Below are 13,243 nucleotides of genomic sequence, written 5' to 3'. Positions count from 1 at the left end.
TGCGGATAAAGACAGCAAAAAATAAACCCATCTTTATCCGATAAAAGGCCGTCTGAAAACTTTCCATTTTCAGACGGCCTATAAACACCTCCCTACTCCAAGGTAAGAACAAACATGAACATTTCCAGACTCATCCTCCCCGCACTGACCAGCCTATTCCTCCTAAACTCCCCGGTATCATCGGCAGCCAAACCCGAACAAGCCTCTGAGATGTACATTGCCAACAAAATCACCAGTGAAAACCTACACGGCTTCTGGGGAAATGCAGTCGAAAACGAAGAAGGCGCTCTTATCAACACAACCATCTTTAACCCCGACAACACTGGCACAGACATCGCCATAATGAGTTTCAAAGCCACCAACAAAATCTTCACCATCAGACAGGACTTTAATTGGACATTTGACGAGAAAAAACAAGAAATCCACCAAACCGTAACTGACTATAAAACCTCCATCAACGGCAAAGAAGAACAAAACAAACAAAAAATAGGTGAAAAAAGTACCATAAAAGCCAGAATCCTCATCATCAAAGGCCTGCCCGGTATGTTGGAATTGACTGACAAAGCCAGTGGCAACCAAACCAGCTACTTTAAACAAGATCCGGATAAAATACTCAACCATCTTGAAAACAGCAAAAAAACACACCCATAATCTCAAGGCCGTCTGAAAACCTCCCTCACTTTTCAGACGGCCTTCCCACTAAAATACTGCGGAAACAAAACACCATGGCAAAAGCCCCCAAAACCATCTACCAATGTTCCGAATGCGGTGGTACTTCCCCAAAATGGCAGGGTAAATGCCCGCATTGCGGCGAGTGGAACACACTTCAGGAAAGCCTGGCCGCGCCCGAACCGAAAAACGCCCGCTTCCAATCTTGGGCGGCGGACACCTCGACCATCCAATCCCTCTCTGCCGTTACCGCGACCGAAGTGCCGCGTAATCCGACCGGCATGGGCGAGCTTGACCGCGTATTGGGCGGTGGTTTGGTCGATGGAGCGGTCATCCTGCTCGGCGGCGACCCCGGCATCGGCAAATCCACGCTGCTGTTACAAACCATTGCCAAAATGGCGCAAAGTCGCAAAGTGCTGTACATTTCCGGCGAGGAATCCGCCCAACAAGTCGCCCTGCGTGCGCAACGTTTGGAACTGCCCACCGAAGGCGTGAACCTGCTTGCCGAAATCCGCATGGAAGCGATTCAGACGGCCTTGAAACAGCATCAGCCCGCAGTCGTGGTCATTGATTCCATCCAAACTATGTATTCCGACCAAATCACTTCCGCCCCCGGCTCCGTGTCGCAGGTGCGCGAGTGTGCCGCCCAACTGACGCGCATGGCGAAACAAATGGGCATCGCCATGATACTGGTCGGACACGTTACCAAAGACGGCGCGATTGCCGGCCCGCGCGTATTGGAACACATGGTCGATACCGTGCTGTATTTCGAAGGCGACCAACATTCCAACTACCGCATGATACGTGCCATCAAAAACCGCTTCGGCGCGGCAAACGAATTGGGCGTATTCGCCATGACCGAAAACGGTTTGAGAGGCGTATCCAACCCGTCCGCCATCTTCCTTGCCAGCTACCGCGACGACACGCCCGGTTCGTGCGTTTTGGTCACACAGGAAGGCAGCCGCCCGCTTTTGGTCGAAATTCAGGCATTGGTCGATGACGCGCACGGCTTCACCCCCAAACGCCTCACAGTCGGCCTCGAACAAAACCGCCTCTCCATGTTGCTCGCCGTCCTAAACCGCCACGGCGGCATCGCCTGTTTCGACCAAGACGTGTTCCTCAATGCCGTCGGCGGCGTCAAAATCGGCGAACCCGCCGCCGACCTTGCCGTCATCCTCGCCATGCTCTCCAGCTTCCGCAACCGCCCCATGCCCGAAAAAACCGTGGTTTTCGGCGAAATCGGCCTAAGCGGCGAAGTCCGCCCCGTCGCACGCGGACAAGAGCGGCTCAAAGAAGCGGAAAAACTCGGCTTCAAACGCGCCATCGTTCCCAAGGCCAATATGCCGCGCCATGACAAAGAGTTTCCAAACCTGAAAATCTACGGCGTCAGCAGTTTGCAGGAAGCGATTGACGTCTGTCGTGACGGGGACTAAACCGTTTCAATAATCCGACTCAAAAAACAATCAGCTAAAAGGCCGTCTGAAAACTTCCAGACGGCCTCTCTTTAAATTTAAATAATTTTGTTATATTATAACGAACGACTTTGTTCTATCTTTTCTACACATCGAAAATCGGAGAGAAATCATGAAAAAAACCGCTTTGCTTATCGCATCCGCCTTCCTGTTCAGCACTGCCGCACACGCCCATCGCGTTTGGGTTGAAACCGCCCACACACATGGCGGCGAATACCTTGAAGCCGAATTGGGCTATGGCGAATTCCCTGAGCTTGAACCTATCGCCAAAGACCGCCTGCACATTTTCAGCAAACCCATGCAACTGGTGACTGAAAAAGGCAAAGAAAACATGATTCAAAAAGGCACATACAATTACCAATACCGCAGCAAACTGCCGGTCAAAGACGGCAGCTACTTGGTAACCGCCGAATACCAACCGACTTTCTGGTCAAAAAACAGCGCGGGCTGGAAGCAGGCAAGCATCAAAGAAATGCCTGATGCAAGCTATTGCGAACAAACCCGTATGTTCGGCAAAAACATCGTCAATGTCGGCCACGAAAGCGCAGATACCGCCATCATCACCAAACAAGTCGGCCAACATTTGGAAATCGTACCTTTGGACAACCCTGCCAACGTCCACGTCGGCGAACGCTTCAAAGTCCGCGTCCTCTTCAATGGCGAGCCGCTGCCTAACGCCACCGTTACCGCCACATTTGACGGCTTCGACACCAGCGACCGCAGCAAAACCCATAAAACCGAAGCCCAAGCCTTCTCCGATACCACCGATGACAAAGGCGAAGTCAGCATCATTCCATTGCGCCAAGGTTTCTGGAAAGCCAGCGTAGAACACAAAGCCGATTTCCCCGATCAAAGCGTGTGCCAAAAGCAGGCGAACTACACCACTTTGACCTTCCAAATCGGTCATTCACATCATTGATTTTTCCATAACAAAAGGCCGTCTGAATAGTTCAGACGGCCTTTATTCATCCTATTTAAGGACGATGCGGCGCAAACCGCCATTGTCCCAATTCCAAATTCAAATCAAACAGATTCAGACGGCCTATTGCCACGCGGACCAAGCGTAAACACGGAAAGCCTGCTTTCGCAGTCATCCTTCGCACTTGGCGGTTTTTCCCTTCCGAAATTTTAATTTCCACCCAAAAATCAGGCACGGACTTACGCACGCGAATCGGCGGCACGCGCGGCCATAAAACATCCGCTTCACCTTCTTCCAATACCCTGACCTCGGCCGGACGGGTGACAAAATCGCCCAAATCTACGCCACGGCGCAATAAATCCAATTTGGCTTCATCAGGAGAACCCTCCACCTGCGCCCAATAAGTTTTAACCTGCTTGAATTTCGGGTCGGCAATCTGCGCCTGCAAACGGCCATTATTGGTCAGCAGCAGCAAACCCTCGCTGTCCGTATCCAAACGGCCGGCCGGATAAAATCCCGGTTTCTCGACAAAATCCTTAAGGCACTGATGTTTTTCATGTGCAGAAAACTGGCAAATCACGCCATAAGGCTTGTTTAGAATAATCAAATCGTTCATTTCACACTTTCAGACGGCCTTGGATTCCAAGAAATTCCGGATAATAAAAAAGACACCGTATAAACGGTGTCTTTCATATTTGGCGGAGTAAGAGGGATTCGAACCCTCGATGCAGGTTGACCCCACATGCTTCCTTAGCAGGGAAGTGCCTTCAGCCTCTCAGCCATTACTCCTAAGGAAGACCGCAATATACGCTTTCTGCCCTCCTTCGTCAAGCATGACCGCCCCAAACTTTCTTAACACCATGAAATCATTTAAATAAAAATATAATATTTTTTACATCATCCTATTTTTATACTTCTTTCATATATGTTAAAATGATTTTGTTTTCTGTAAACCTTTTTTCACACCCCTTATTACAAAGGAGTTCGTATGTTACGTTTTTCTGCTTTGGTTGCCGTATCCGCCCTGATGCTTGCCGCTTGCTCACAATCCGGCAATTCCCAACCATCTACTTCCTCCTCTCAAACTTCTACTCCAAAAACAACTGCCGCCGGTTCTGCCTGCCGCAGCATGGGTGAAGGCCATAAAGTCAATGGCAAAGGTCAAAACGACATTTATATGTGTAAAGTCGATGTAGCTTTGAACTCTGCCGAAGCCAAATCCGCTTTGGATCCTAGTATCCGCGTTCACTACGGCAGCACATCCGGAGCGACTTTGACTTCCCGTCAAATCTCCAACTCAGTCGGCAAAACCCCTGATGAAACCTGCCAACGCGCATTCCTGAGCGCGGTTAAACGCTTCCAAAGCACTGCACTTCGTAAAAAAGCCAAATCCGTTCATCTGGTTAGCTACTTTGACAAAGTAACCAAAGGCGGTAACGAATACGAATGCCACATCGCTACATTCAACAGCCGTGTGGTTTTGAAAGGCAGCTTCCACTAAGCAATGTCAAAAATGCCGGACTTCAATATGAAGTTTGGCATTTTTCTATTTTATGGATACGACACCCCTTCACTGCCTGCTGGCCGATTCGTCTTTTGCCGCCTGCTACGATCATGCGTCTCTAAATGCAGCCGATTCACAACGTTTGGCTGCCACGCCGCAACTGGCGCAGCGTCAAGACTGGCAAGTCAGCCGAGCATTAAAACAGCAAACCGATTTACCGGCTGTATCGCTGAGCCACAGCCAAGGCTTTGCCGCTTTATTGTGTGCGCTTCATCCCTTAACAGCCGGTGTCGATATCGAATTTATCCGACCGCGCGATTTTAAAGCGCTGTCGGCTTTGATCTGCTCGCAGGAAGAACAAGACTATTTGGAAACGGCAAACTGGCCGTCTGAAACGTTTTACCGATTATGGTGTTTCAAAGAAGCATTGATTAAAGCGGCAAATTTGGATTTTCCGTCAGACATGAAATCGGTCGGCTATGTTTTCGATTCAGGGCAACCCGTCGGTTTACGCGCTGGAAAGCAAACCGATTGGCGCGGCACAAGCGCGATTTTGGCGGATACGATGGCAATTGCCTGCGTTTGGAAGGAAAAAACCGTCGCTCTGCAATGGCAGTTTTTCGGCTCACTCAAGCTCAATGACTTAACCGACCGGCAAACTATCTAACAACTGACAAACTAATAATAATCTGATTTAATTTACTGGACTTTTACTTATTCCACACACCAACAGCAGCATTTGCAAAAGGCCGTCTGAACGATGAATCTTCGCCTCCTAAACCGCCTCTATACTGCCCTTATCCTGTTTCTTACCCTGTTTTTGGTTTATGCCTTTGCTTCACAAACGCGTATCCAAACCGATTTGACCGCGTTATTGCCAAGCGAGCAGCAACCCGATGCCTTACTGACGGCTGCGGATAAAGCTGCAGAAGCGCAGCTCAATTCGCAAGTCATTTTGCTTGCCGGCAGTACCGATGCCGAAACTGCTTTTCAGACGGCCGCACAAATTGCCGATGCATGGCGCAAGAGCGGCGTATTTGAACAAGTCGACAGTAGCATGACGCCGAATTTGGATAAAGTGCGGGCGGATATGCAGAAACTAGGCTTGGCCGTTTTGCCGCAAGACGAAATCCGCCTGCTGTTTGAGCAGCCGAAAGCCTATTTTCAAGCGCGCGCAGAAGCCGTGGCCAATCCTTTTGCCGCTCCCTCCCCTTTGTCTTTAGAACAAGACTGGCTGGGCTTTGGACGCTTTGTTGCCGACAAAGCCAATCCGCAAAGCCGTTTGCAGTGGGACATGGACAACGGCATGCTGTTTGCCGAAGACCAAGGCAAAACTTGGGTATTTTTACGCGGACGGCTCGCCGGCGGCGATCAATTTTCCGGCAACGACGCCCTCTTGCCGCTGATGGCGCAAAGCCGTCAAATCGCTTCGGAAAACGGCGCGGAAACCTTAAGCGCAGGCGGCGCATTGTTCGCCGCTGTATCCAAAGCAGCCGCAGAAAAAGAAAGCCGGCTGATGAGCATGGTCGGACTTGGGCTGACCTTTGCGCTGCTGTTGTGGGTCTTCCGCAGCGGCCGCGTGTTTTTGCTGTCTTTGCCGTTGGCAGCCGGCATGTTGACCGGATTGGCAGTTGCGTTATTAACCTTCGGCGAAGTGCATATCCTGACCATCGTCATCGGCACCAGCCTGGTGGGTATGTTGGTGGATTTCCCGTTGCACTGGCTTGCTCCGTCGGTATTCGGGCCGTCTGAAAAGACCGTTTGGCAGGCTGAATCAGCAATGAAACATGTCTTGCCAAGTTTTGCCGTCAGCCTGACAATTACCGTCTTGGGCTACGCGCTGCTGTGGTTCACCCCTTTGCCTGTACTGCGCCAAACCGCCGTGTTTTCAGGCTTCGCCTTATTTGGCGCGTTTGGTGCCACCGTTTTATGGCTGCCGCCGCTGTTTCGCCACTACCGTGCCAAAACCGTGCCTTTTGCCGCATTAACCGAAAAGCTCTATTCCTTGTCAGGCCGTCTGAAAAACCGCCTGCACAAACGCGGCTGGTTAATCGTGGGCGGAATTTTGCTGGCAGTCGGATTATGGCGCAGCGACTGGCGTGACGACATCCGTCAATGGGTCAATATGCCGACCGCGATGTTGGCCGAGGTACAACAAATCGGCCAGTTGAGCGGCACGGATTTTGGTGGAAAATATTTGGTGGCCGAAGCACAAAGCGAAGATGCCCTATTGAAGAAAACCGCCGAACTCGGTCGTGCCCTGCAGCCCTTAATCGCGCAAGGCAAACTGTCCGGCATCCAATCGCCCGACCAATTCATCCTGCCGACAACGGAACAGCAAAAACTGCAAAACCGCCTGCGCGAATTGACCAAATTGCCTGATAGCTGGAAACCGCTCACAGAAATCGGTATTCCTCGCAAAACCGTGCGCGATGCCCTGCTGCAAGCTGCCGATACGCAACCATTGTCGCTTTCAGACGGCCTGAATACCGATTTGGCAGAGGCTTGGCGTTCCTTGTATTTGGGCGAAGTGGAACCAGGCCATTTTGCTGCCGTCGTGCGTTTGAACGGCATGACCGATGAAGCCGCCGTACGCGCCGTGGCGCAACACGTCTCCGGCGTACATTGGGCTGACAAGCGCGCCCACTTAAACGAGCTTTTCCACCACACGCGCAATCAGGCCGCATGGTTGAAACTGGCTTCCTATGTGTTGGCATGGCTGCTCTTGTGGAAAATGTTTGGTTTCAAACGCGGCAGCAAAATCCTTGCCGTGCCGCTGGCCGCCGCCATCTGCACCGTTGCCGTACTCGGTTTGGCCGGCATTCCCGTCAGCCTGTTTGCCATGTTCGGCCTGCTTTTAGTATCCGCCATCGGCGTGGACTATGCCGTCTATGCCGCTACTGCACATCACAGCGCGCCGGCAAAATTAGGCGGTATGCTGCTTGCCGCCGCTACAACAGCCATTTCCTTTGCCCTGCTCGCCATCAGCAGCACGCCCGCCGTTGCCGCGTTCGGTATGACGGTTACCATCGGTGTGGCATTCAATATTTGGCTGGCAGGCACATTGTTGAAAAATTAGACAAAAGATGAAGGCGATTGAAGTTGAAGCGATATTTTTTTCAACTTCTATCGCCAAGTTGCAAAAGGCCGTCTGAAAAATTTCAGGCGATGGATTAAACATTATTTATCATTAAAATCAAAGGTATTTTCAAATGTCCGTAGAATTTGACGTTGCCGTTATCGGCGCAGGCCCTTCAGGTTCGGTTGCTTCCGCTTTGCTGAACAAACAAGGCTTTAAAGTTTGCGTATTGGAAAAACAACATTTCCCGCGCTTTGTCATCGGCGAAAGCCTGTTGCCGCATTGCATGGAAATGTTGGAAGAAGCCGGTTTTGCCGATGCAGTGCATGCCGAACCCAGCTTTCAATTTAAAGACGGTGCTGCGTTTTCATGGGGCAGCCGTTACACAGATTTCAACTTTACTGAAAAATTTTCAGACGGCCCCGGTACTATTTATCAAGTGCGCCGCGGCATCTTCGACAAAATCCTGATTGATGAAGCGGCAAAACAAGGCGTCGATGTCCGCTTCGGACACGGCGTAACCGCGTTTGACAACAGTGACAATGTGGCACGTTTGAGCGTTGCGACCGATACAGGCGAAAACTATGAACTGACTGCCAAATTCGTTTTGGATGCCAGCGGTTACGGTCGCGTCCTGCCCCGCCTTTTAGATTTGGAAAGTCCGTCCGAGCTGCCTCCGCGCCAAGCCCACTTCACGCATATCGACGACAACATCACCAGCCCGAAATTCGACCGCAATAAAATCCTGATCAACACGCACCCTGAACATCGCGATGTCTGGATTTGGCTGATTCCTTTCGGCGACAACCGTTGCTCCATCGGCGTTGTCGGCACGCCCGACAAACTGGCCGGCGAATCAGAAGCCGTGTTGAAAAAATTTGTGTACGAATGCCCGATGCTGGCGGAAATTTTAGATAAAGCCGTTTGGGAAAACGACTTTCCGTTCCGCTCTATCCAAGGCTATTCCGCCAACGTGAAAACCTTATACGGCAAACATTTTGCTCTTTTGGGCAACGCCGCCGAATTCCTCGACCCAGTCTTCTCCTCCGGAGTAACCATTGCCCTGCACTCTGCCAAACTGGCTGCCGATTTGTTGGGCAAGCAGCTCAAAGGCGAAGCTGCCGATTGGCAAACCGAATTTGCCGACCAACTGATGATCGGCGTGAACGCGTTCCGCACTTATGTAAACGGTTGGTACGATTTCCGCTTCCAAAATGCCATCTACGCGCCCAACCGCAGTCCTGAAATCAGCCGCATGATTTCGTCTATTTTGGCAGGCTACGCTTGGGATACGGATAATCCATTCGTGGAAAAATCCGAGCAACGCTTGTCCACACTTGCCGCATTGGTGGGCGATTTGAAGGTAGAATAAGGACGAATGTATTTCAGACGGCCTAGACTGAAAACAGAACAGGCCGTCTGAAACTTCATCCATACCATTAAATATTTTGACCGATAGATAAAACCTTATGCGATTTATCCCTTTGCTTGCTGCACTGCTGCTCTCCGCATGCGCGACCTCGCTCCCCCATCCGCAAACGCTGCCGCCGCTTTCCAAAGAAGGCCAATGGTTCAAACTTGAACAAACTAATGCGGCGGGGCAAACCGTTCAAACCAATCTCTTGGCAGTCGAGCCTCATTCAGACGGCATCCGCTTTGTCCAAACCGATGCACTGGGTGCGCCGGTATCGCGCCAATCGGTCAGCACCAAAGGCTGGAAAAATGATGGTTTTGTGATGCCCAATGCCAGTTCGCGCCGATTGTTTGCCGCCTTGTTGCCGCTTTTGGCCGCCGAACAAGCCGCCACGCTTTACCCTGAAGCCCGCCAACAAAACGCCACCCATCAAGGCTTCTGCCCTGACGGCAAAGGCGCGGTGTTCAGCTACCGCGAGCGTGATTTGTGGTGTGTCGCCCACCATTCCGAACAATTCCTTATCGGCTTCCCCGACCAAACTTTCTGGACGGTCAGCCCGATTGCAGAAGACTAATTCATGAATACTCCTGTTTATCTCAGCCGTCCGGCACTAACCAGCGCATTGGGTAGCGGCTTGCAAGTTCATGCCGATGCCTTACTCACGCCGTCTGAAAACACGCCCCTGACTTTTTCAGACCAATGGGTAAAAGGCAAAACGCATGCTTTTGGTGCAGTCAAAGAAACCCTGATGCCTCTACCCGACAGCATTCCCGAAGCGCATCGCAGCCGCAACAACCAGCTTATCCTGCACGCGCTTTCGCAAATAGACGGACTGATTCAGACGGCCATTGCCCGTTACGGCAAAGAAAGGGTCGCTGTCGTGACTGGTACGTCCACCAGTGGCGCAGATGAAAATATCCCTTTGTTCCAACACGTTGTCCAAGGTGGTGAATGGACGGATGTTCCGTTCAAACAGCTGCAACACACCATGGCTTCGCCCTCCGAATTTATCGCCCAAGTTTACGGTTTAGACGGCTTGCGCTATACCGTTTCCACCGCCTGCACTTCCGGCGCACGCGCCCTCATCAGCGCAGCCCGATTGCTTCGTGCCGGATTGTGTGATGTCGTAATTTGCGGCGGCGCGGATACGCTTTCTCCGCTGACGATTAATGGTTTTGCCTCTTTGGAAGTGCTTTCAGACAGCATCGCCAAGCCTTTTTCCTCCAACCGCAACGGCATCAATATCGGCGAAGCGGCCGCATTTTTCGTGATGACGCGCGATGCCGATTTTGACGGCGAAATGCAGTTGCTGGGCTATGGTGCAAGTAGCGATGCCTACCATATGTCTTCTCCCCGCCCCGACGGTTTGGGTGCAGCCCAATCCTTTCAGGCCGCTTTGGATAAAGCCGGTTTGAAAGCAGAAGACATCGGCTGGATCAATCTGCACGGCACCGGCACGCAACACAACGACAGCATGGAAAGCCGAGCCGTTGCCGAAGTATTTGGCAGCCACACCCTTTGCACTTCAACCAAGCCATCTACCGGTCATACTTTGGGTGCAGCCGGTGCGATCGAAGCCGCGTTTGCCTGGTTGATGGCCAACCGCCAATACAATCCGGAAGGCAAACTGCCGCCGCAACAATGGGACAACGTACCCGATTCCGAGCTGCCCAACATCGCTTTGACCGACGAAAACAGCCGCTGGCCGTCTGAAAAACGCATCGCCGCCAGCTCATCATTTGCCTTCGGCGGCAGCAATGCTGTTTTGATTATCGGATAAGTCCTTATATTTAGGCTGTCTTTTCAGACGGCCTTTTTCTTTTCCGCAACTTAAAAAACAATAACATCAAAACAACAACCAAATCCGCCGAAATATGCCATAATAGGCTTAGCACATTTCTTCTCGCGATGTGCCCGAAAAGAAAAACTTAACCTACATAGAGAATAATCCCATGACTAAATCCACCATTATCTATACCTACACCGACGAAGCTCCTGCATTGGCCACTCAATCCCTGTTGCCAATCGTGCAGGCGTTTACCCGCCATGCCGATATTGATGTCAAAACCAGCGACATTTCTCTCTCCGGTCGTATTTTGGCGGCGTTTCCCGAATACCTGACCGAAGCGCAACGCGTACCTGATGCGCTTGCCGAATTGGGCGAACTGGTGAAACAACCCGATGCAAACGTGATCAAACTGCCGAACATCAGCGCATCCGTACCTCAACTGACTGCCGCGATTAAAGAATTGCAGTCTAAAGGCTTTGCCGTTCCCGACTATCCTGCCGATCCTCAAACCGATGAAGAAAAAGCCGTGCGCGAACGTTACGACCGCATCAAAGGCAGCGCGGTAAACCCTGTCCTGCGTGAAGGCAACTCCGACCGTCGCGCGCCTAAGGCAGTGAAAAACTTTGCGAAAAAACATCCGCACAGCATGGGCGCATGGACGAAAGACTCCAAAACCCACGTTGCCACCATGCAAAGCGGCGACTTTTTCCATAACGAACAATCCGTTACCGTACCTGAAGCAACTTCCGTATCCATCGTATTCACCGACAAACAAGGCAACAAAAAAGAGCTGCGCGAGCCTGTTGCCCTGAAAGCCGGCGAAATCATCGACGCGACCGTAATGAGCAAAAAAGCCCTGCTCGCCTTCCTTGCCGAACAAGTGAAAGACGCAAAAGCTAAAGGCGTATTGTTCTCGCTGCACATGAAAGCCACCATGATGAAAGTGTCCGACCCGATTATCTTCGGACACGCCGTCAAAGTATTCTTCGCGCCTGTATTTGAAAAATTCGGTGACAAACTGGCTGCCGCAGGCGTTAATGTCAACAACGGCTTCGGCAACCTGCTTGCCAATCTGGACAAACTGGATGCGGACACCCGCGCCGCCGTTGAAGCTGAAATCGCTGCTGTTTACGCTGCCAACCCTGATTTGGCCATGGTTGATTCCGACAAAGGCATCACCAACCTGCACGTTCCTAGCGATGTCATCGTCGATGCTTCTATGCCTGCGATGATTCGTAATTCCGGCCGTATGTGGGATAAAGACGGCAAAGCGCAAGACACCAAAGCCGTGATTCCTGACAGCAGCTACGCCGGTGTTTACCAAGCAACCATCGACTTCTGCCGCGAACACGGCGCATTTGACCCGACAACCATGGGTACCGTTCCTAACGTCGGTCTGATGGCGCAAGCAGCCGAAGAATACGGTTCGCACAACAAAACTTTTGAAATCGAAGCCGACGGCCAAGTTCAAGTCATTGATGCAGCAGGTAATGTCCTGATGCAACACGACGTTGAAGCCGGCGACATCTGGCGTATGTGCCAAACCAAAGACGCTCCGGTTAAAGACTGGGTACAACTTGCCGTCAACCGCGCCCGTCTGAGCAACACGCCAGCCGTATTCTGGCTCGACGAAAACCGTCCGCACGACAAGAGCCTGCTCGCCAAGGTTAAAGCCTATCTTGCCGAACTGGATACCGACGGCCTCGACATCCGCGTCCTCGCTCCTGAGGAAGCCGCTAAATTCAGCTTGGGCCGTCTGAAAAACGGAGAAGACACCATCTCCGTGACCGGTAACGTCCTGCGCGACTACCTGACCGACTTGTTCCCAATTTTGGAACTGGGTACCAGCGCGAAAATGCTGTCTATCGTTCCATTGATGAATGGCGGCGGTATGTTTGAAACCGGTGCAGGCGGTTCTGCACCGAAACATGTTCAACAATTCCTCGAAGAAAACCACTTGCGTTGGGACTCTTTGGGCGAATTCCTCGCACTCGCCGTATCGTTTGAACATCTGGCACAAAAAACCGGCAACACCAAAGCCCAAGTCCTCGCCGACACTTTGGATGCAGCCACCGAAAAACTGCTTCTGAACGACAAATCGCCTAAACGCAAAGCTGGCGAACTCGACAACCGCGGCAGCCATTTCTACCTCACCCTCTACTGGGCGCAAGAATTGGCGGCGCAAGACAAAGATGCCGAACTGAAAGCCGCATTTGCGCCGTTGGCAGCCGCTTTGACTGCTGACGAAGCCAAAATCGTTGAAGAACTCTCTGCCGTACAAGGCAAAGCGGTCGACATCGGCGGCTACTACGCAGCCAATCCTGAAAAAGCCGCACAAGCGATGCGTCCAAGCGCAACCTTTAATCAGGCCTTGTCAACCTTATAATTAAAGCAATA

The 13,243-nt window shown here is 51.7% G+C and carries 11 protein-coding genes and 1 tRNA gene; 10 read left to right on the top strand and 2 right to left on the bottom strand.

The window, feature by feature from the left end; all coding sequences use genetic code 11:
* Positions 1-114: 114 nt before the first annotated feature.
* The 3 genes from HMPREF2952_RS07990 to HMPREF2952_RS07980 all read left to right on the top strand — a co-directional run bounded on the left by HMPREF2952_RS07990 (position 115) and on the right by HMPREF2952_RS07980 (position 3,060).
* A complete protein-coding gene (locus tag HMPREF2952_RS07990; protein ID WP_004520080.1) occupies positions 115-651 on the top strand; it encodes a hypothetical protein in 537 nt (178 codons plus the stop codon).
* A 74-nt stretch (positions 652-725) separates the two neighbouring features.
* On the top strand, positions 726-2,102 hold the full coding sequence (gene radA, locus HMPREF2952_RS07985; RefSeq protein ID WP_004520079.1) for a DNA repair protein RadA: 1,377 nt from the start codon (positions 726-728) through the stop codon (positions 2,100-2,102).
* Positions 2,103-2,253: 151 nt separating this feature from the next.
* The gene (locus HMPREF2952_RS07980) at positions 2,254-3,060 is read left to right on the top strand and encodes a DUF4198 domain-containing protein (protein WP_003685136.1); all 807 of its coding nucleotides are present in this window, start codon (positions 2,254-2,256) and stop codon (positions 3,058-3,060) included.
* Positions 3,061-3,115: 55 nt separating this feature from the next.
* Here HMPREF2952_RS07980 and HMPREF2952_RS07975 read toward each other — a convergent pair whose 3' ends face one another.
* Positions 3,116-3,676, bottom strand: coding sequence for a pseudouridine synthase (locus HMPREF2952_RS07975; RefSeq protein ID WP_004520078.1), 561 nt, complete (start codon positions 3,674-3,676; stop codon positions 3,116-3,118).
* Positions 3,677-3,756: 80 nt separating this feature from the next.
* Positions 3,757-3,849, bottom strand: a tRNA-Ser gene (locus tag HMPREF2952_RS07970).
* A 199-nt stretch (positions 3,850-4,048) separates the two neighbouring features.
* On the opposite strand from HMPREF2952_RS07970, the gene HMPREF2952_RS07965 reads away from it, so the two are divergent.
* The 7 genes from HMPREF2952_RS07965 (at position 4,049) to HMPREF2952_RS07935 (ending at position 13,232) form a co-directional block, all read left to right on the top strand.
* On the top strand, positions 4,049-4,561 hold the full coding sequence (locus tag HMPREF2952_RS07965) for a hypothetical protein (protein ID WP_224783355.1): 513 nt from the start codon (positions 4,049-4,051) through the stop codon (positions 4,559-4,561).
* Between the two features lie 52 nt (positions 4,562-4,613).
* Complete coding sequence (locus HMPREF2952_RS07960) at positions 4,614-5,231, top strand: 4'-phosphopantetheinyl transferase family protein (protein WP_004520076.1); 618 nt, start codon at positions 4,614-4,616, stop codon at positions 5,229-5,231.
* A 93-nt stretch (positions 5,232-5,324) separates the two neighbouring features.
* Positions 5,325-7,643: an MMPL family transporter gene (locus HMPREF2952_RS07955; RefSeq protein ID WP_004520075.1), complete on the top strand. Its 2,319-nt coding sequence runs from the start codon at positions 5,325-5,327 to the stop codon at positions 7,641-7,643.
* Between the two features lie 133 nt (positions 7,644-7,776).
* Positions 7,777-9,015, top strand: a complete 1,239-nt coding sequence (locus HMPREF2952_RS07950) for an NAD(P)/FAD-dependent oxidoreductase (RefSeq protein WP_004520074.1) — start codon at positions 7,777-7,779, stop codon at positions 9,013-9,015.
* A 97-nt stretch (positions 9,016-9,112) separates the two neighbouring features.
* Entirely contained in the window at positions 9,113-9,631 is a 519-nt protein-coding gene (locus HMPREF2952_RS07945; protein ID WP_004520073.1) for a hypothetical protein, read from the top strand.
* Positions 9,632-9,634: 3 nt separating this feature from the next.
* Positions 9,635-10,837 (top strand): beta-ketoacyl-ACP synthase, encoded by a 1,203-nt coding sequence (locus HMPREF2952_RS07940; RefSeq protein WP_004520072.1) that lies wholly within the window; start codon positions 9,635-9,637, stop codon positions 10,835-10,837.
* 172 nt (positions 10,838-11,009) lie between these two features.
* Complete coding sequence (locus tag HMPREF2952_RS07935) at positions 11,010-13,232, top strand: NADP-dependent isocitrate dehydrogenase (protein ID WP_049336448.1); 2,223 nt, start codon at positions 11,010-11,012, stop codon at positions 13,230-13,232.
* Positions 13,233-13,243 lie beyond the last annotated feature (11 nt).

Origin of the sequence: Neisseria sp. HMSC068C12, assembly GCF_001814095.1 — a bacterium.
Taxonomy (GTDB): domain Bacteria; phylum Pseudomonadota; class Gammaproteobacteria; order Burkholderiales; family Neisseriaceae; genus Neisseria; species Neisseria perflava.
This window is presented reverse-complemented; position numbering and strand designations above follow the sequence as displayed.